The organism is Bacillus sp. FJAT-27231 (assembly GCF_001183975.1).
GTDB classification, from domain to species: Bacteria; Bacillota; Bacilli; order Bacillales; family Domibacillaceae; genus Pseudobacillus; species Pseudobacillus wudalianchiensis.
The window spans coordinates 2,563,607-2,582,717 of record NZ_LFZU01000001.1 but is presented as its reverse complement, the minus strand read 5'-3'; the positions used below and the strand labels follow the sequence as shown (position 1 = coordinate 2,582,717).

The 19,111-nt window shown below is 43.1% G+C and carries 21 protein-coding genes; 19 read left to right on the top strand and 2 right to left on the bottom strand.

All coding sequences use genetic code 11. The features are described from left to right. Positions 1-37: 37 nt before the first annotated feature. From AC623_RS12325 to AC623_RS12295, 7 genes are all read left to right on the top strand, one after another. Positions 38-544: a YpiF family protein gene (locus tag AC623_RS12325; protein ID WP_082174415.1), complete on the top strand. Its 507-nt coding sequence runs from the start codon at positions 38-40 to the stop codon at positions 542-544. 153 nt (positions 545-697) lie between these two features. Further along, complete coding sequence (locus AC623_RS12320) at positions 698-1,201, top strand: ubiquinol-cytochrome c reductase iron-sulfur subunit (RefSeq protein ID WP_049662883.1); 504 nt, start codon at positions 698-700, stop codon at positions 1,199-1,201. 14 nt (positions 1,202-1,215) lie between these two features. Further along, positions 1,216-1,890 carry a menaquinol-cytochrome c reductase cytochrome b subunit gene (qcrB, locus tag AC623_RS12315; RefSeq protein ID WP_049662881.1) on the top strand — a complete coding sequence of 225 codons (675 nt, stop codon included), beginning with the start codon at positions 1,216-1,218 and terminating at the stop codon, positions 1,888-1,890. 52 nt (positions 1,891-1,942) lie between these two features. Next, the gene (locus AC623_RS12310) at positions 1,943-2,710 is read left to right on the top strand and encodes a menaquinol-cytochrome c reductase cytochrome b/c subunit (RefSeq protein ID WP_049662879.1); all 768 of its coding nucleotides are present in this window, start codon (positions 1,943-1,945) and stop codon (positions 2,708-2,710) included. Positions 2,711-2,823: 113 nt separating this feature from the next. Next, positions 2,824-3,414 carry a DUF1405 domain-containing protein gene (locus AC623_RS12305; RefSeq protein ID WP_049662877.1) on the top strand — a complete coding sequence of 197 codons (591 nt, stop codon included), beginning with the start codon at positions 2,824-2,826 and terminating at the stop codon, positions 3,412-3,414. 99 nt (positions 3,415-3,513) lie between these two features. Continuing rightward, complete coding sequence (locus tag AC623_RS12300; RefSeq protein ID WP_049662874.1) at positions 3,514-4,305, top strand: sporulation protein YpjB; 792 nt, start codon at positions 3,514-3,516, stop codon at positions 4,303-4,305. A gap of 68 nt (positions 4,306-4,373) precedes the next feature. Beyond that, positions 4,374-5,054, top strand: a complete 681-nt coding sequence (locus tag AC623_RS12295; protein ID WP_049662873.1) for a zinc metallopeptidase — start codon at positions 4,374-4,376, stop codon at positions 5,052-5,054. 44 nt (positions 5,055-5,098) lie between these two features. Here AC623_RS12295 and AC623_RS12290 read toward each other — a convergent pair whose 3' ends face one another. Continuing rightward, positions 5,099-5,971 (bottom strand): YitT family protein, encoded by an 873-nt coding sequence (locus AC623_RS12290; RefSeq protein WP_049662871.1) that lies wholly within the window; start codon positions 5,969-5,971, stop codon positions 5,099-5,101. Positions 5,972-6,150: 179 nt separating this feature from the next. On the opposite strand from AC623_RS12290, the gene AC623_RS12285 reads away from it, so the two are divergent. Genes AC623_RS12285 through AC623_RS12255 form a run of 7 tightly spaced genes read left to right on the top strand, consistent with a single transcriptional unit; the run spans position 6,151 to position 11,719 of the window. Next, positions 6,151-6,480 (top strand): nucleotide pyrophosphohydrolase, encoded by a 330-nt coding sequence (locus AC623_RS12285; protein ID WP_082174545.1) that lies wholly within the window; start codon positions 6,151-6,153, stop codon positions 6,478-6,480. A gap of 3 nt (positions 6,481-6,483) precedes the next feature. Then, a complete protein-coding gene (dapB, locus tag AC623_RS12280) occupies positions 6,484-7,284 on the top strand; it encodes a 4-hydroxy-tetrahydrodipicolinate reductase (protein WP_049662866.1) in 801 nt (266 codons plus the stop codon). Positions 7,285-7,294: 10 nt separating this feature from the next. Continuing rightward, the gene (gene mgsA / locus AC623_RS12275; RefSeq protein ID WP_049662863.1) at positions 7,295-7,708 is read left to right on the top strand and encodes a methylglyoxal synthase; all 414 of its coding nucleotides are present in this window, start codon (positions 7,295-7,297) and stop codon (positions 7,706-7,708) included. Further along, positions 7,695-8,408, top strand: coding sequence for a bacillithiol biosynthesis deacetylase BshB1 (gene bshB1, locus AC623_RS12270; RefSeq protein ID WP_049662862.1), 714 nt, complete (start codon positions 7,695-7,697; stop codon positions 8,406-8,408). Before mgsA ends, bshB1 begins: the two co-directional genes overlap by 14 nt. Further along, a complete protein-coding gene (gene bshA, locus AC623_RS12265) occupies positions 8,408-9,559 on the top strand; it encodes an N-acetyl-alpha-D-glucosaminyl L-malate synthase BshA (protein ID WP_049662861.1) in 1,152 nt (383 codons plus the stop codon). Before bshB1 ends, bshA begins: the two co-directional genes overlap by 1 nt. Beyond that, positions 9,552-10,745 carry a CCA tRNA nucleotidyltransferase gene (locus tag AC623_RS12260; protein WP_231603496.1) on the top strand — a complete coding sequence of 398 codons (1,194 nt, stop codon included), beginning with the start codon at positions 9,552-9,554 and terminating at the stop codon, positions 10,743-10,745. Before bshA ends, AC623_RS12260 begins: the two co-directional genes overlap by 8 nt. Further along, positions 10,730-11,719 carry a biotin--[acetyl-CoA-carboxylase] ligase gene (locus AC623_RS12255; RefSeq protein WP_049662860.1) on the top strand — a complete coding sequence of 330 codons (990 nt, stop codon included), beginning with the start codon at positions 10,730-10,732 and terminating at the stop codon, positions 11,717-11,719. Before AC623_RS12260 ends, AC623_RS12255 begins: the two co-directional genes overlap by 16 nt. 86 nt (positions 11,720-11,805) lie before the next feature. Here the strand turns inward: AC623_RS12255 and AC623_RS12250 are convergent, their stop codons facing one another. Beyond that, entirely contained in the window at positions 11,806-12,882 is a 1,077-nt protein-coding gene (locus AC623_RS12250; protein ID WP_049662859.1) for a PQQ-dependent sugar dehydrogenase, read from the bottom strand. A gap of 300 nt (positions 12,883-13,182) precedes the next feature. Between AC623_RS12250 and panB the strand changes: the two genes are divergently transcribed. From panB to AC623_RS12225, 5 genes are all read left to right on the top strand, one after another. Continuing rightward, positions 13,183-14,022 carry a 3-methyl-2-oxobutanoate hydroxymethyltransferase gene (gene panB, locus AC623_RS12245; protein WP_049662857.1) on the top strand — a complete coding sequence of 280 codons (840 nt, stop codon included), beginning with the start codon at positions 13,183-13,185 and terminating at the stop codon, positions 14,020-14,022. Continuing rightward, positions 14,019-14,876, top strand: coding sequence for a pantoate--beta-alanine ligase (gene panC, locus AC623_RS12240; RefSeq protein WP_049662856.1), 858 nt, complete (start codon positions 14,019-14,021; stop codon positions 14,874-14,876). Before panB ends, panC begins: the two co-directional genes overlap by 4 nt. Positions 14,877-14,878: 2 nt before the next feature. Beyond that, positions 14,879-15,262: an aspartate 1-decarboxylase gene (gene panD / locus AC623_RS12235; protein WP_049662855.1), complete on the top strand. Its 384-nt coding sequence runs from the start codon at positions 14,879-14,881 to the stop codon at positions 15,260-15,262. A gap of 126 nt (positions 15,263-15,388) precedes the next feature. After that, on the top strand, positions 15,389-18,193 hold the full coding sequence (dinG, locus tag AC623_RS12230) for an ATP-dependent DNA helicase DinG (protein WP_049662853.1): 2,805 nt from the start codon (positions 15,389-15,391) through the stop codon (positions 18,191-18,193). Between the two features lie 72 nt (positions 18,194-18,265). Beyond that, a complete protein-coding gene (locus AC623_RS12225; protein ID WP_049662851.1) occupies positions 18,266-19,072 on the top strand; it encodes a hypothetical protein in 807 nt (268 codons plus the stop codon). Positions 19,073-19,111 lie beyond the last annotated feature (39 nt).

The following is a 19,111-nucleotide window of genomic DNA, read 5'->3' as shown; positions in this document are numbered from 1 at the left end:
AAAAGACTTTATTTCTGGATAAAAAGGACGATTCTTGATGAGTCGCCATGACATTATGAAACAAGAGGTGGACAACATGAATTGGAATGGCAAAGATATAGAAAGCTTTCAACAGCAAAAAGAATACATAGATACGGCACTTGTGCCGCTTGTTCCCATTTCTTTTGAAAGTGATATGAAAGAAACAGCTTCCCAATATGAATTTATTCAGCTTTTAACGACACTGCTTGAGAAGCAATTTAAAGGAAGAATACTGCTTCTCCCACCATTTACGTATATCAAACAACAGGAAGAAGAGGGAAAACTTGCAGCCTTAAATCTTCTAGCTGAAGAATTGGACAAGGCGGGCTTTCAGCATGCATTATTCTTTACTTCAGACAGCAGCTGGAAGCTTGCTGAAGACAAGATTAATGGCTCACTAATTTGGGTGCCTTCCGTACCGCTTGAGCATATGGAAGACTCTTATAAGTATTCCCTCATAGAAGATCAAGCGAAACAATTTGTCAATATAATCGTCCACAAATGGCAGCAGGATTTGTCATAATTCAGAAAATCGTCACACACTTTGACACATTTTTGAACGTTGTGATATTGACCTGTTTCCAAGTTTGGATTATCATAGTGATGTCCTAGTTTATGTTTGTGCGCTTATATACTGTCCATTGCGGACACAGCTTACAATAGAGGGGGGAAAAGAATGAGTAAACAACCTGTATCAAGACGTCAATTTCTTAACTATACACTGACAGGCGTTGGCGGCTTTATGGCAGCTGGCATGTTGATGCCAATGGTTCGTTTTGCAATTGATCCGGTTTTGGCGCATAGTGGAAAAGGCGAATACCACACAACGAAGCAGAAAGTGGATGAATTGTCTACGAAACCAACTCGTGTGGACTTCTCTTACGAACAAAAAGATGCATGGTACACATCTGACGTTACACAGACAGCTTGGGTTTACAAAAATGATAAAGGCGAAATCGTTGCCCTTTCACCTGTATGTAAACACTTAGGCTGTACGGTTGACTGGGAAGGAAGCGGTCACAAAAACAAGTTCTATTGCCCTTGTCATGGTGGTTTATATGAAAAGAGTGGAAAAAACATTCCAGGTACACCGCCGACAAGACCGCTTGATGTTTACCCAACAAAAGTAAAAGACGGTTTCTTGCAGCTTGGCAAGCCAGAGCCACAAACCATCGCGTAAAGGAGGCGTAATTCATGCTGAACAAAATTTATGATTGGGTTGATGAGCGTTTAGATATTACGCCTTTGTGGCGGGATATTGCTGATCATGAAGTGCCTGAACATGTAAACCCGGCCCATCACTTTTCGGCTTTCGTTTACTGTTTTGGCGGATTAACATTCTTCGTAACGGTTATCCAAATTTTATCAGGAATGTTTTTAACAATGTATTACGTGCCTGATATTAAAAATGCTTGGGAATCTGTTTATTATCTTCAAAATGAAGTAGCGTTTGGTATGATCGTGCGCGGTATGCACCACTGGGGTGCGAGTTTAGTTATCGTTATGATATTCTTACATACTTTGCGTGTGTTCTTCCAAGGGGCTTATAAAAAACCTCGTGAATTAAACTGGGTAGTCGGCGTATTGATTTTCTTCGTTATGCTTGGTCTCGGTTTCACTGGTTACTTATTACCATGGGATATGAAAGCGTTATTCGCAACGAAGGTAGGTATTCAAATTGCCGCTTCTACTCCGTTTATTGGGGAACAGGTGAAAATCCTGCTTGCGGGTCATCCTGATATTGTTGGGGCTCAAACACTTACTCGTTTCTTCGCGATTCACGTGTTCTTCCTGCCGGCAGCATTGCTTGGCTTAATGGCAGCCCACTTTATCATGATTCGCAGACAAGGTATTTCCGGACCATTGTAAAATTAAAATTTCATTGAATGTGTAAAGATCTTTTTTAAAGGAGGGGAACGCCATGCATCGTGGAAAAGGGATGAAATTCGTTGGTGATTCGCGTATCCCGGCAGTACGCAAACCGAATGTTCCGAAAGACTATTCGGAATATCCAGGTAAAACTGAAGCCTTTTGGCCGAACTTTTTATTAAAAGAGTGGATGGTCGGTGCCGTTTTCTTAGTTGGTTATCTCTGCTTGACAGTAGCACATCCATCTCCGCTTGAGCGTGTCGCGGATCCGACGGATACAGGTTATATTCCACTTCCAGACTGGTACTTTTTATTTCTTTACCAGTTACTGAAATATACGTACGCTTCCGGACCTTATAATGTAATTGGGGCGTTCGTTATTCCAGGACTAGCTTTCGGAGGACTTTTACTTGCTCCATTTATTGACCGTGGACCGGAACGCAGACCGATCAAGCGTCCGTTCGCTACAGGCTTCATGCTTCTTGCTTTAGCAGCAACTATTTTCTTAACATGGGAATCTGTTATTCACCATGACTGGGAAGCTGCGGAAGCACAAGGTAAAATTGTCGAAGAGGCGGATTTTGATAAAAACGACGAGGGCTACAAAATCTTTGCTGACCAGAAGAATGGCTGTATTAACTGTCACGGTGAAAATCTAACCGGCGGTGCTGCAGCACCATCTCTTGTAGGCACTGGATTAAAGCCGGAAGAAATTAAGAAGATTGCTCATGAAGGTAAAGGGGCTATGCCTCCAAATATGTTCAAGGGCACGGACGAAGAGCTCGATAAAATGGCTGAATTTATTTCTAACTTAAAATAATACGAAGAAAAGATGTCCTGTCTTGTATGGGGCATCTTTTTTTCTATATAATAAATGTATTCATTTCATTATATTTCCGGGTTATTTAGTAGAGAAGACAGGATGGTGCCATTTTGCAATATGTATATTGGTTTTTAGCGAACAAAAGATTTTTGCTGACCTTATTTTTTATTAATTTAGTCGGCACGGTTTACGGATACATATGGTACATGCCGCAATTATCTGATACCCCTTGGTATTTCTGGCCATTTGTTCCCGATAGTCCTACAGCCAGTCTCTTTTTTACGATAGTCCTGCTCGGCTTCTTATGGAAAAAATCGTGGGGGCTTTTTCAAGCATTGGCTATTATCACTTTATTCAAATATGGCATATGGGCAGTTGTGATGAACCTACTCGTATTGAAAGTGACTGGCTATTTGCCATGGGAAGGTTATATGCTAATGGCTTCACATTTAGGGATGGCTGTTCAAGGGCTTCTTTATGCGCCGTTTTATCGGGTTAAGGTATGGCATTTAGTTGCAGCTGCTCTTTGGGCCCTTCATAACGAAATCATTGATTATGTTTATATGCAGTATCCGGTGTACCCGCAATTAAACTTATATATTAAAGAAATCGGCTATTTCACTTTTTGGCTAAGTGTAGGCTCCATTTTCCTTGCCTGGTATTTAGCTGTTCGAGAAAAGCGTCTGAAATGGACACTTTAAAGAAAGACTAACAGCAAATAAGGACATACTTATGAAGTTTCTCTTCTCGTTTCTTTCGCTCATGCATATATTAACAGCAGGAGCGGAGGAGGGAGAGAAATGAAAAAAATAAAATGCTTGCTTCTTATTTGTTGCTTATTTATTATTCCCATTCATAGCCAGGCAGAGGATGCCGATGCCCGCCTTCTTAGAATAGATCAAATAGCCGGCCAGGCTTTAGAATTCACGAAAGCTGGTCTTTACGGGGATGCAGAAGCGCAGTTAAAAGCTGTCCAGCTTGAACTTATACACATTCAGTTTAAGGAAAGTGAGCTTTCTATAGAAGACTGGACAGTTTTATCGACGGCTCTTAGTGAAGCACTGCAAGTCATTGATTCCCCAGAAGGAAAAGAAACAGAGACGCTGGAAACAGTGACAACCTTCCGCTTAGCAGCCGATGCGGTTGTTTCCCGCTACCAGCCGTTATGGATTGAAATGGAACAGCCTGTTATGTCTTCGCTGCAATCTTTAAAAAATTCTTCTATTGCAGCTGATTCCTCCGGTTTTCATGAATCCCTCAATCGATTTTTGGCTAATTATTACATGATCCAGCCTAGTTTAAAAGTAGATGTTTCTGAAAAGAAAGTGAAAATGCTTGATAAACAAGTTCGCTATATAGAACACAATGGAGAGAGGATGTTAGAAGAGTCTTCTGCCGAAGCTGAAATTGGAGAACTTGAGAAAGCAGTGGAAATGGTGTTTAAAGAAATGCAAAAAGAAGATTCTACTCAGCCTTCTCTTGGATGGGTGATTAGCATCACTGGCGGAATTATTATTATCACGCTTTCCTACGTGGGCTGGAAGAAGTATAAAGCGCAGAAGGCCGAGGAGAGAGAGAAGCAGAATAATTGATATAAAAGACCGGAGAGGGTAAAATAAAGGTGTATTAAATAAAATACAAATGGGGGTAACACCAAATAATGGGCTTTTTAATTTACTTTCTTATTCTTATTCTCGTTCCAATATGGGCACAGATGAAAGTAAAAAGTACGTACAATAAATATTCAAAAGTACCTGTTTCTACCGGTATAACTGGAGCACAATCTGCTCGGCGCATTTTAGATGAAAATGGTCTTCACCATGTTAAAGTAGTGGAAACGAGTGGTTTTTTAAGTGATCATTATAATCCATTGACAAAAACGGTACATCTTTCTCCTAATAACTATCACGGTCATTCGATTGCTGGAGCTGCTGTGGCAGCCCATGAGGTAGGCCATGCTATTCAGGATAAAGAGGGATACGCCTTTCTTCGCTTCCGTCATGCTCTTGTGCCGGTAGCCAATATCGGATCAAACTTATCATGGATCTTTATTATGATTGGTATATTTACATCAATGACAGGTGCATTTTTACTCGGAATTATTTTAATGGCAGCTGCTGTTCTCTTCCAAATGGTGACCTTGCCTGTTGAGTTTAATGCTTCTTCACGTGCCATGGATCAAATTGTGTCGGCGGGGATTATCCGTAACGATGAAGAGCGAGAAGCACGCAAAGTGTTAAATGCCGCAGCTATGACGTATGTCGCTGCCGCAGCTGTAGCTGTTCTTGAATTGGTTCGTTTAATCCTAATGTTTACCGGGATGCAGCAAAGTCAGGATTAATTTAATAGAAAAAGAAAAGCAGGAGGACGAATCCCCTGCTTTTTTTATACTTGGATCGGCTGCTTGTTCTCATCAAGGGTAAATCCCTCGCCGAGCACATCGTGAACCACCGTAACGGAAACGAAGGCGTGCGGGTCAACAGAGTTAATAATGTTTTTTAGACGGACAATCTCATTTTTGCCGACTACGCAATATAAGACTTCTCTGTTTTCTTTCGTAAATGCTCCATGCCCTTTTAATATTGTGACGCCTCTTTCCATCTGTTTGTTGATTCTTTCGGCAATTTCTTGGTTATGAGTAGAGATAATCATAGCCCCTCTTGCTGCATAGGCCCCCTCCTGCATAAAGTCAATCACTCTGGCTCCAACAAAAACGGCGACGAGTGTGTACATGGCTTCTCGGTAATGGAGGTAGGTGAGCAGAGATGCGGCAATCACGACAGCATCGAATAAAAACATTGTTTTTCCCATGCTTACATTTTGATATTTATGAATCAGCCGGGCGATAATGTCTACTCCTCCTGTCGTCCCCCCGTAACGGAAAATAATACCCAGCCCCACACCGGCAAAGACACCTGCAAATAAAGCGGCGAGAAACAAATCTTCATGAAGCGGAATAGGCAGCTGCTTGCGTTGAAAAATCCACAGAAAAATAGACACGCCAACAGTTCCGGTGATCGTGTAGAAAAATGACATTCTGCCGAGCAGCTTCCAGCCGATAAAAAATACCGGCACGTTCAGAATTAAGTTTGTATAAGAAGGATCGAATTTAAACAGATTGTACAAGAGGAGAGTAATACCAGTAAAGCCACCTTCGGCAAGCTTGTTCTCCATATTGAAATGAACAAGGCCAAAGCTATAAATGGCACTCCCCAGAAGAATAAAGAGAATATTTTTAAGTTTCATGCCAAATATCATATGCCAGCCACCTTTGAATTAATATTAAGACAATTATTGATACCTGTCATTATATAGAACTGGATAGAATTCGACAATAAGAAACGTGAAAGTCAAGCCTTTAAAGAAGGATAAATTCATTGTCAACTACTCAAGAATTAGCTAACATAAAATTAATTAAGGAAGAAAGCAGGGAAGACATGGACAAAACGATCAAAGAGATGCAGAAAGAGGTTGATGAGTACATCGGCCAATTTAAGGAAGGCTATTTCAGCCCCCTTGCTATGATGGCTCGGCTCACTGAGGAGTTAGGAGAATTAGCCCGTGAGATTAATCATTACTATGGAGAGAAGCCTAAAAAAGCAACAGAAGAGGAGAGAACGATTGCGGAAGAACTTGGGGATCTGCAATTTGTCATCGTCTGTTTAGCCAATTCATTAAATATTGATCTGCAAGCAGCTCATGAACAGGTTATGGAGAAGTTTAATACGAGAGATAAAGATCGTTGGACGAGAAAAGAGGAGGAATAAAGAATGGAAACAATTAAAGTTATTATTGCAGGACCGCGTGGAAGAATGGGGAAAGAAGCAGTGTACATGGTAGAGCAGTCTAAAAACTTACAGCTTGCTGCTGTTTTAGACCGCAAATACAATGGACAGAAGCTCAGTGAAATTGAAGGTTTTTCAGGAGTAGAGGCACCAATTTTTACAGATATAAATGAATGCTTTAGCGAAGTAGAAGCAGATGTGCTTATTGATTTAACGACACCGGAAACAGGATATATACATACGAAGACGGCACTTGAACATAACATTCGGCCAGTTGTTGGTACGACTGGTTTTACAGAAGAGCAATTAAAAGAATTAAAGGAGCTGGCTGAGGAAAAAAGCCTTGGGTGCATTATTGCGCCAAACTTTGCGATTGGTGCAGTCCTAATGATGAAGTTTTCTGAAATGGCTGCTAAATACTTCCAAGATGTAGAGATCATTGAGCTTCATCATGATAGAAAATTAGATGCCCCATCCGGCACAGCGATTAAGACGGCACAGATGATTGCTGGAGTAAGAGAAAGAAAACAACAGGGACACCCAGAAGAAAAAGAAACGATGAAAGGGGCACGCGGCGCTGATATGGAAGGGATGCATATCCACAGCGTGCGCTTACCAGGATTGATTGCCCATCAACAGGTGCTGTTCGGAGCAGACGGAGAAACATTGACGATTCGCCATGATTCCTATAATCGAGCTTCTTTTATGACAGGAGTCAAAGTATGTGTAGAAACGGTTGTGAAGGTGGAAACACTTATTTATGGCATGGAAAACATTTTAGATTAAGGAGGCGCTTATGAAAATAGCTTTAATTGCCCATGATGAGAAGAAAGATGACTTAATTAACTTTTTTCTGGAGCATCAGGACGTGTTTTCTGAACATGAATTGTTCGCAACGGGCACAACTGGGCGGCGGCTGATGAAGACGTCCGGTTTGTCTATTCATTGCTTTCAGTCTGGACCGCTTGGCGGCGATCAGGAAATTGGAGCGAGTATTGCCAGAGGGGAAATGGATTTAATCTTCTTTTTTAGAGACCCGCTTACAGCTCAGCCGCATGAGCCAGACGTATCGGCGCTTGTCCGGCTTTGCGATGTATATTCTGTCCCGCTGGCAACAAATATCGGCACAGGGACCATTTTGGTAGAAGGTCTCAAGCGGGGTGACTTTGATCAATTGCATGGAAAGAGGCCAACATATGGAAACCATTAAAGCAGATATTCTTGCTTTCGGTGCCCATGCCGATGATATTGAGATTGGCATGGGGGGAACGGCGGCTAAGTATACAGCTGCAGGTAAAACTGTTGTTTTCTGTGATCTCACAAAAGCAGAGCTGTCTTCTAACGGTACGGTAGCTTCTCGGGCAGAAGAGGCGAAAAGAGCCGCTTCTCTTCTAGGTGTTCAAGAGAGAGTGACGCTTGATTTGCCGGATCGCGGATTATTCTTAACCGAGGAAGCGATTCGATTAGCGGCAGAGATGATTCGCCGTTACCGACCGAAAGTTATCTTCGCTCCTTACGAGAGGGATCGTCATCCTGATCATGGAGCTTGTTCGCGGATTGTACAGGAAGCATTTTTTTCCGCGGGCATTAGAAAATATAAAACGAACGGTGAGGAAGAGGCCCATAAAGCAAGCCGTCTTTATTTCTATATGATTAATGGCTTCCATAAACCCGACTTTTGCGTAGATACAACCGAATGTATGGATAAGAAAAAACAAAGTCTGCGCGCTTATCAAAGTCAATTTGAGATGGGGGAAAAGTCAGTCGCCACCCCCTTAACGAACGGCTACATAGAAGCAGTGGAAGCAAGAGACCGTATGATGGGAAAAGAAGTGGGGCGGACATTTGCTGAGGGCTTTTTAACCGCCATACCTTTATTAATAGAACAAGATTTGATTGGGGAGTCATAATGAAATTAAAAATAGGAATTACGTGCTACCCCACTGTCGGTGGATCAGGCGTAGTGGCAGCGGAGCTTGGAAAGCTGCTGGCAGAAAAAGGACATGATATTCACTTTATTACAACAGATCGTCCATTTAGGCTAAATCGAATGTATCCGAACATTTACTTTCATCAAGTGGACGTGAATCAATATTCTGTTTTTCAGCACCCGCCGTACGAGATTGCACTAGCCAATAAAATTGCAGAAATTATTAAAAGAGAGCGGCTTGATCTTTTGCACGTGCATTATGCGATTCCGCATGCTGTTTGTGCTATTTTAGGCAAACAAATTGCTCGTTCTAATATTAAGATCGTCACAACGCTGCACGGTACAGACATTACCGTGCTGGGCCACGATCCTTCTCTAACAGCGGCGATCCGTTTTGGAATTGAAGAATCAGATGCTGTTACCGCTGTGTCACGAGCGCTGATTGCTCAAACGATGGATGTGATTCAGCCTCAAAAGAGCATTCAGCCAATTTATAATTTTATTGATGAGCGGGTTTATCGGAGAAGACCGGCAAATGATCCGCTTCGTAAAGAGCTAGGGATTGCCGAAGAGGATAAAGTCATTATGCACGTATCGAACTTCCGCAGTGTCAAACGAGTACCGGATGTTGTCCGTGTGTTTAGGAAATTAAGAGAGCATATGCCAGCGAAACTTCTCCTCGTCGGAGACGGCCCGGAAATGACGATTGTGTGCAAACTCGTTTCTGAATTGAATTTGGAACATTGTGTGTTGTTTCTTGGCAAGCAAGATAATTTAGAGGAGTTATATGCGCTCAGTGATCTTGTATTGCTCTTATCAGAAAAAGAAAGCTTCGGCCTTGTGCTATTAGAAGCGATGGCTTGTGGAGTACCTTGTATCGGAACGAATGTTGGCGGCATTCCAGAAGTCATTGAGAATGAGAAAAACGGTTTTATTTCTGAAGTAGGGGATATTGAATCGATGGCGAAGCAAGCTTTACAATTGCTGACCGATGATGCTTTTTATCAAAGGATGAGTGAAGAGGCGCTAAAAACAGTGGAAACCCGCTTCCATTCAGACAGCATTATTTGTGAATATGAAAAGTTGTATTTTAGCCTGTTTCAGGAACAGGCAGGTGTAGATTGTGAATAACCAATCAATATTTGATCAAGCCGCCCCAATCCTCGAACAATTGGAGAAAGCAGGATTTGATGCCTACTATGTAGGGGGAGCGGTGCGGGATTTTTTACTAAATAGGCCGATTGGAGATGTTGATATCGCTACCTCTGCTTTGCCGGAAGAAGTGAAAAGCGTTTTTCCTAAAACAGTGGATGTTGGAATTGAACATGGAACAGTTCTTGTGATTTGGCGGGGAGACGGCTATGAAATTACTACTTTTCGAACAGAGTCGGATTACAAAGATTTTCGCCGTCCGGAAAAGGTGGCCTTTGTGCGTACGCTCGAAGAAGATTTAAAACGAAGAGATTTCACTATTAATGCAATGGCAATGGACCGGCATGGAGCTATTATCGATCCGTTTGATGGAAAGAAGGCTTTGCAGCTGCGCCAAATTCAAACGGTCGGTGAGGCGAGAGAGCGGTTTTCAGAAGATGCTCTTCGGATGATGAGGGCAGCCCGGTTTGTCAGCCAGCTTGGTTTTCAGTTACATCCGAAAACCGAAGAGGCCTTAAGCCGTTGTGCTCATTTGCTGCAGCACATTGCCGTTGAGCGCAAGCTAATGGAGATGGATAAGCTGCTTGCCGGAAAAGAAGTTACAGCTGGCCTGCGGGTATTAGTCAATGGTGGATTGTTGGCTTACTTGCCCGGACTCACGGGAAAGGAACAGCTAATCGATCAGATGCTTTCTTATGATCTTAGCCGCTTAACGGCTAGGCAAAACTGGCTTTTCTTGCTCGTCCTTCTTGCTCCTGGTCAGCCGGGCGATTGGTTGAAAGAGTGGAGGATGCCGGCTAAGAAAATAAAATATTTAGCCGGAACATATGAGTGGTTTCTTAAAGTGCAGGAAGGCGACTGGTCTGAGTTTTCCTTATACGAGGCCGGGATAGAACGAGCGGTAGATGCAGAGGCGGTGAGTGCACTTTATGCTGGCCGACCGCCGCGTGCAGAAGAACTCAAACGGCAGCATGCAGCACTTCCGATCAAAAACAGAAAAGAACTCGCCATTACAGGCAAGGAACTAAAAGAGTGGAAGCATGAAACGGGTGGTCCGTGGATGAAACAATATATTGAAATGATTGAACGGGCTGTTGTGCAAAAAAAAGTTGAAAACTGTAAAGATAAAATAAAGGAGTGGCTCGAAGCGTGCAATCTTCTGTAAAACAGCAATTATTAGAGGCGTTTTCCAGAGCGGATGGGGAATTTGTATCCGGTCAGGCGCTTGCGGAAATTCTCGGCTGCTCGCGGACGGCTATTTGGAAGCATATTGAATCATTGAGACAGGAAGGCTTTGAACTGGAAGCAGTTCGAAAAAAAGGCTACCGTATTTTGACGAAGCCAGATAAGGTAACTGAAAATGAAATTTTAATTGGCTTGCAAACGAATTGGCTCGGCAAGGAGATTGTGGCGTTGGAGTCGACGTCATCTACCCAAAAGGAAGCCCATCGCTTGGCGCAGGAGGCTTTTAAAGAGGGCACGGTCGTCATTGCTGAAGAGCAAACAGAAGGGCGCGGCCGGATGACACGAGCATGGCATTCACCAAAGTATACCGGTATCTGGATGAGTGTTTTATTAAAACCCTCACTGCCGCCGTATAAGGCGCCCCAATTCACCTTAATTACAGCGGTAGCCGCTGTCGAGGCCATTATGGAGGTGACCGGGCTACAGCCAGAAATTAAATGGCCAAACGACATTTTATTAAATGGCAAGAAAATCACCGGCATTTTAACAGAGCTGCAGGCTGATGCTGACCGGATTCATTCCATTATCATTGGCATTGGCATTAATGTGAATCAAAAAGAATTTCCGGATGAATTAAAAGAGATTGCTACCTCGCTCGCTATCGAAAAAGGAGGACCTGTCTCACGATCGCAGCTCGTCCAAGAAATCTTAAAAAATCTTGAAGTATACTATGATATCTATCTAAAACAGGGCTTTACCAATATTAAAAAACGCTGGGAAAAATATGCTTTATCGATCGGCAAAAAAATTGCGGCGCGGACAGTATCCGGTACTATTCGCGGAAAAGCGCTCGGTATTACAGAAGAGGGCGTATTAAAGCTGCTCGATGAAGAGGGGACGATTCATGATATTTACTCAGCGGACATCGAAATCGAGAAAAAATCGAATGAATAAGAAAAGAGCTGCTCTGACTGTAAAAAGTCAGGCAGCATTTTTTATTTGAAGAATACAGTAAGCCGTTAGGTTTTACTGCCCTTACACTAATTTTTCTCTCTTGGCAAAGATAGACGGAGTAAGCGGTCATCATGTTCAGCTGGCGTGCCTCGTCCATCTGTATTATTTGTTACTACATATAAAGAGTCGCTGCGGACGTATACATCTCTAAGCCGGCCGGCACCTTTAAAAGTAATGGTCATTTCCTTGCTTTTAGGATCGAAGGCGAGCAGCTTTTCTCCTCTTAGCGCAGCAATAAAGAGCTTTCCATCAGTATAAGCTAGTCCAGAGGGAGCCCACGTTTCTTCTCTAGAATGAACGAGAGGGGTTACCATTCCCTCTTTTTCTTCGTCTCCTTCAATTACAGGCCAGCCATAGTTTTTCCCCGATTCAATTTTGTTCACTTCATCGTGGGCACTTTGGCCATGTTCCGTTGCATACATCGTGCCATCTTCACTCCAGGCCATGCCTTGTGGATTCCGGTGTCCATAAGAAAAAATATAGGAATTTTCAAATGGATTGTCCGATGGAATGGAACCGTCCAAATTTAAACGCAAAATTTTTCCTGAAAGAGTTTGTTGATCCTGTGCTGATGACTTTTGGCCAGCGTCTCCTGCGGTTGCATACAGCTTTTTGTCAGGACCGATGGCGAGCCGTCCGCCATTATGAATGGAGCCGCCCGGAATGTTCGCTAACAATTCTTTTGTCTCCTGCCAAGTCTCGTTTTGTTTTTGAATTTGTACGATTCGATTAGCTATTCTGTCTTCTGTTAAGTAGGTATGATATATATAAGCCAGTCCATTCTTTGAAAAGTTAGGATGGAGCTCAAATCCTAATAAGCCGCCTTCACCTTCACGCAGCACTGGTTGAGCCAGCCGTACTTCCATTTCCTTTTTCTTTCCATCACGATTGATTCGGACAATCGTCCCTTTTCGCTCACTAATAAAAAAGCTGCCGCCAGATTTCGTAATGTCCCAGGGAATCTCTAAGTTTTCCGCGAGTATATCCGCAGTGGAAACTGTACTTGCAGGAACATGTCTTGAAGAGTCATCTCGATCAGGGGCCTGTTTCGGGGAGGCACAACCCGAAAGCAGCAAAAGAAAAGCTAATAGCCATTTACTCATCGTTTCACTTCCTTTTGAAAATTATTTAAACGGTTATACTATTATGAACAAACAAATTTCCAATAGTCAAAAAAAGGGGATGTTGCTATAATGAAGGCGGGCAGTATCTAAAATAGAACTGCACTTGTCTCGTAGCTAGCCGCTGGCACAATCAAATAAGCGAAAGTTCTGCCTTGATCCGTAAGGACAGGGACAGAGGGTCGAAACAACGAATCGAATTATTCGAGTCCTTCTGTCTGGAGGACTCTTTTTATTTACTTATTGTTTCGTCTCCTCTGATTAAAAAAGGAGGAAGCGTGCATGAAGCAAACGAGTGATTTTATTAAGATGAAGGAGAACGGCGAAAAGATCGCCATGATCACTGCCTATGACTATCCATCTGCCAAATTATCGGAAGAAGGCGGAGCAGACATTATTTTAGTTGGTGATTCACTTGGTATGGTCGTTCTCGGATATGAATCGACGGTTCCGGTAACGCTCGCCGACATGATTCACCATACGAAAGCGGTGAAGAGAGGCGCAAAAGAAACGTTTATTGTGACTGACCTGCCTTTTATGTCTTACCACATTAGCCGTGAAGAAACGATGCGGGCGGCGAGAGCGCTTATGCAGGAAGCAGGAGCACATGCGGTGAAGATTGAAGGCGGAGAAGAGGCGGTAGAAGCTGTGCGGGATTTGACGCTCGCCGGTGTACCAACGGTCGCTCACTTAGGTCTGACTCCACAATCAGTTGGTGTACTAGGTGGTTACAAAGTACAAGGGAAAACAGCAGAAGCAGCCAAAAAGCTATTGCTTGACGCAAAGAAGCTTGAGGAAGCGGGAGCCTTTATGGCTGTACTCGAGTGTGTACCTTATCAAATTGCAGCTCAAGTAGCGGGTGCTCTCACCATTCCGGTTATTGGCATTGGTGCAGGAAAAGAAACAGATGGGCAGGTGCTCGTCTATCATGATCTTATCCGATATGGTGTAAGCCGGACACCTAAATTCGTTAAATCCTATGCCAATGTGAACGAGGAGATTATCCCGGCGGTTTCAGCCTATGTAGCAGAAGTGAAGGAAGGGGCATTTCCCGCTCAGGAGCATTCATTCACGATGAAAGAAGAAGAGTTAGAAGCGCTGTATGGAGGGGCACGTTCATGAGAGTCATCAAGACAGTAAAAGAGTTAAAAGAGTTTGTTCGGGCGGAGAAGAAGGCCGGACATCAAATCGGCCTCGTGCCGACAATGGGGTTTCTGCATGAAGGGCATCTCACCTTAGCAAATCAAGCAAGACAGGAAAACGATACAGTTATTATGAGTATCTTTGTAAACCCGCTGCAATTTGGGCCAAATGAAGACTTCGATCGCTATCCGCGGAATTTAGAACGGGATGAACAGCTGGCAGCTTCAGCCGGCGTAGATTGTCTTTTTACCCCTGATGTAGAAGAAATGTATCCGGAGCCGTCTATCATAACAATGACGGTGAAAGCCAGAGCAGACAAGCTATGCGGCGTGAAACGCCCGGGCCACTTTGATGGAGTCGTCACCGTCGTAACGAAGCTTTTTCATTTAGCAGAACCTGATAAAGCTTACTTCGGTTTAAAGGATGCCCAACAATTTGCTGTCATTGATGGCCTCGTTTCATCATTGAATTTTCCAGTAGAAATTGTGGGAGTGGAGACCGTTAGGGAAGAAGACGGATTAGCAAAGAGCTCTCGTAACGTCTACTTGACAGAAGAGGAACGCCTAAAAGCACCTCATTTGCAAAAGGGGCTTCAGCTCGGTGTTCAAGCAGCAAAACAGGGAGATAAGAGCGTTGAAGAGGTTATTGGGCTCACGGTTTCTTATTTGCAGGAGCATACTGGGGCGGCTGTTGACTATGTGGAGCTGCTCTCTTATCCAGAGCTGAATTCTTTAGAAAAAGTCCAGGGGAAGATGATTCTAGCCGCAGCGGTTCACTATAGAAAAGCGCGTTTGATCGACAATATCATTTTTACTGTTAGAGGAGAATGCTAAAGATGTTCCGTACAATGATGAATGGGAAAATCCACCGAGCTACTGTTACAGAAGCGAATTTAAATTATGTTGGCAGCATTACGATTGATGAAGATTTAATCGATGCGGCTGGCATGATGGTGAATGAGAAAGTCCAAATTGTGAATAACAATAACGGTGCCCGCTTGGAAACGTATATTATACCGGGAGAGCGCGGCAGCGGAGTTATTTGTTTAAATGGAGCGGCAGCAAGACTTGTACAGCCTGGTGATAAAGTGATTATTATCTCTTATGTGATGGTAGCTGAAGAGAAAGTGAAGGATCACAAGCCAAAAGTGGTGGTTGCTGGAGAAAACAATCAAATTGAGCAGCTTCTGCATGAGGAAATTGCCGGTACAGTCATTTAATATAGAAAAGAAGGAGTCTCTCATATCGATTTGAGAGGCTCTTTCTATTGCACGCTCTGGCTCTTTGGCAAATTCATATGTTAAACTGAGGAAGAAAGTTTAACAGAAAAAGGTGCGTAACCGACTATGAAGCATTTAAAATTTGTCGTAACTGACTTTGAAACGACCGGCCACGCGTCGAAAGGGAATGACCGAATTATCCAGGCTTCCTTTGTCGTTATTGAAAATAAACAAATTACCGGACAATATACCTCTTTTTTCAATCCGGAAATACCTATTCCAGCATTTATTGAAGAGCTGACAGGTATTTCAGATGATCTCGTGCAAGATGCTCCTTTTTTTCATGAAGCAGCAAAGGATATCTTGCCGTTGCTAGAAGGGGCTGTGTTTGTTGCTCATAACGTAGCATTTGATCTGCAATTTTTACAGTCAGAGCTTGAACGGGCAGGTTATCCTGCTTTTTCTGGAGCGGCTATTGACACAGTCGAGCTGGCTAGAATTGTCTGGCCAACATCAGACAGTTACAAGCTGGGCGAATTAACAGGCAATCTTGGCCTCGTTCATGACCGGCCTCATCAAGCTGACAGTGATGCTTATGTAACAGCTGAAATGCTGCTATTAATGATAGAAAAGCTTGAGAAATTACCGATGGTTACACTTGAGAAGCTGGAGCGGCTGTCTATACGCTTAAAAAGTGATATCTATTTGTTAATAAAAGCGATCATTCAGACGAAACAATCGAATATTGAGCAGCTGCCAGAGCAAGTGGAAGTGTATCGCGGGCTTGCTTTGCGTAAAAAGAAAATTGAGCAAAGAATGATTGAAAAAAATAAGCCGTCTTATCCGGAAACAGAGGAGGAAAAAGCAGCGCTATTTGCTGCTGTTCCGCATCTTGAACTTCGCAAAAGCCAAATGGATATGATGGATCTCGTCCATCAATCACTGCAAACTTCTCAGCATTTAGCGGTAGAGGCTGGGACTGGCACCGGAAAATCTCTCGGCTATTTATTGCCGGCCGTTTATCAAAGCAAACAAGAAAAGGAACCCGTTATTGTCAGTACATATACAGTGATTTTACAACAGCAGCTTTTGCAAAAAGAGATTCGCCAGCTGCAGCAGTTATTACCTTTTCCAGTTCAAGCGACGGTATTAAAAGGCAGAAACCATTATATTGATTTATATAAGTTTTCTCAAAGCTTGAAGGATGCGAACGATAATTATGATTTTATCCTGGCAAAGATGCAAATTTTGACGTGGCTGCTTGAGACCGAAACAGGAGATGTCGATGAAATTAATTTGTCTTCAGGCGGCGAGCTGTTTTGGAATGAAGTTCGTCAAGACAGCGATTATATGAATAAAGGCCGAAAAGCCTGGCTTGATAAAGACTTTTATATCCATGCAAAAAAACAGGCAAAAGAAGCGGACATCGTCATTACAAACCATTCTTTGCTCGTGGCGGATTTAATGAAAGAAAACGCATTTATTCCTGCTTGCCGTCATGTCATCATTGATGAAGCCCACCACTTTGAACGTGCAGCAAGAGACCGTCTTGGTTTATCGATCGACCCAATTACGTGCAAACAATTGCTTGGGAGGGTTGGCACGTATGAGCAAAAGGAATTATTTTATGAAATAGAAAAGTTGGTTCTTAAATACGGTTCGTCCGATAAAGAGGATGAGCGGAGAGCGATTAATCGTAAGCTGCAGGAGCTTCAATTCGAAATGGATGAATGGTTTAAAGTGCTGCATTTATATTTCGAGAAGCATACGAAAAAGCGGTCAGGAAACTGGCATAGACGCCAGCTTAGATTAACCGATGAGACGAGAAGTCTTTCCCATTGGGATCACATAGAATATGGCGCAGAAAGAATAGAGTCTCTACTAGGAGAACTGATTTCTTGGATGAAGCAGCGGCTTGGACAAATAGGAGAATCCCGGGAACAAATGACAGCTTCAGAACAAGTGAAGATGGACAATTTTAAAGAAGTCATGGAAGAGTGGCAAGAGTTTCAGCACACGCTTTTGCGGTTGATTTTCCGTCCAGAAGAGGAAGAAGTTATTTGGATGGAAGGGGATGGCCGTTCATTTGCCAATACATTTGTGATCAGGTCCCATCCAATGGAAGCAGCGAACATGATTCAAGATACACTGCTTCGTCATAAGCATGTGATTTTTACTTCGGCAACACTGGCGGTTAATGACTCTTTTCGCTTTTTTACTGCCGAGACAGGTCTTTCCTCATTTGATCATGAAGAGGTAATCCTGCCGTCTCCTTTTGACTTCAAGCAAAATTGCCGAATGGTCATTCCTAATGATGTCCCGGAAGTAAAAAGCGTACATCAAGAAGAATATATTGAGGCTTTGGCTAATCATTTAACAGCAGTCGCTGAAGCAGCTAAAGGCAGAATGCTCGTGTTGTTTACGTCATTTGACATGATGAAAAAAACGTATGATTTAATGAAAGACAGCGGACTGCTTGATGAGTATATTTTGTTAGCCCAAGGGATTACTACGGGAAGCCGGAGCCGCTTGACACGAAACTTTCAGAGGTTTGATAAAGCCATTTTGTTTGGTACGAACAGCTTTTGGGAAGGCATTGATATTCCAGGGGAGGATTTGTCCTGTCTTGTGATCGTTCGCCTGCCATTTTCGCCGCCGGATGAACCGTTTGCTCAGGCTAAGAGCGAACAGTTAACACAAGCAGGGAAAAATGCGTTCTCTGCTTTTTCCCTGCCACAGGCTGTCCTGCGCTTTAGGCAAGGGTTTGGCCGGCTCATCCGCAGCAGTACAGACCGGGGCATTATTATTGTATTCGACCGGCGTATTCAAACAAATAAGTACGGAAAAACATTTTTGCAATCTATTCCTGACATTCTGATCGAGGAAGCTTCACTGAGCGAGACCATTTCCATCATTGAGAAATGGCTGTGATTTCCGGCAGGCACCTGCGTTTATTTTGTGATTGAATGACGTACCATAACGGTATCGAAAGGAGCGGCCGTTATGAGAATCGTCTTAGCTATTGTGGTATCTATGTTATTCGTTTCTCCTATGTATGCAGCTGCCTCTGTTATTCATTTGCATTTAGAAGAAGAGGAATTTGCTCTCTCGTTTTTGCCATTATCAGACGGAGAAGCTGCCTTTTTACACACAGCAGATGGCCAGCATTTTTTAATTAATACCGGACACAAAGGCACCGAAGCGGAAATCTTTCAATATATGAATAGCTTTCAAATTCATGAGCTTGATGGGCTGATTATTACAGAAAGAAGATATTGGCGAGAGTCGTTCATTGAAGAACTCAGAAGGAAACGGAAATTAAAGAAAATATTTACCGGCTGGCCGTTACCAGCTCGTTCACGCGGCAGCCGCTTCATACATGAAAAGTGGCAGGAAGGGGATTTGCGGGAGATCAGTCCAGGGGTGAGAGTATCTGTACTTTATAGTGGATTAAGCAAGAACGAAGGCCTTGATTTTTCCATCAGACACTATGATTCCCGCCTCCTATGGCTATCCTCTGCTTCAAGATCTTCTGAGAAGAAGCTGTTGGCATTGCCTCTTAGGGACAGTAACATCGTAAAAATTCCTCAGTTTGGTAAACACGATAGTCTTTCTAATAACCTGTTAACTCACATTGATCCGCAAACGGCTGTTTTATTCAAACAAAAAGCAGCTTATCCGGATGAGAGACTAATGGAACTGCTTCATGAGATGTGGATTGATATTTACTACACAGGCCAGCATGGTATCCTCATTGTTAAATTTACAAAAGAGGGATACGAGCTTTTTTCCCTGCCAGATTTAAAATAAGCGGGATTCGCACTTTTCACAAAATTTCTTAATGACCTG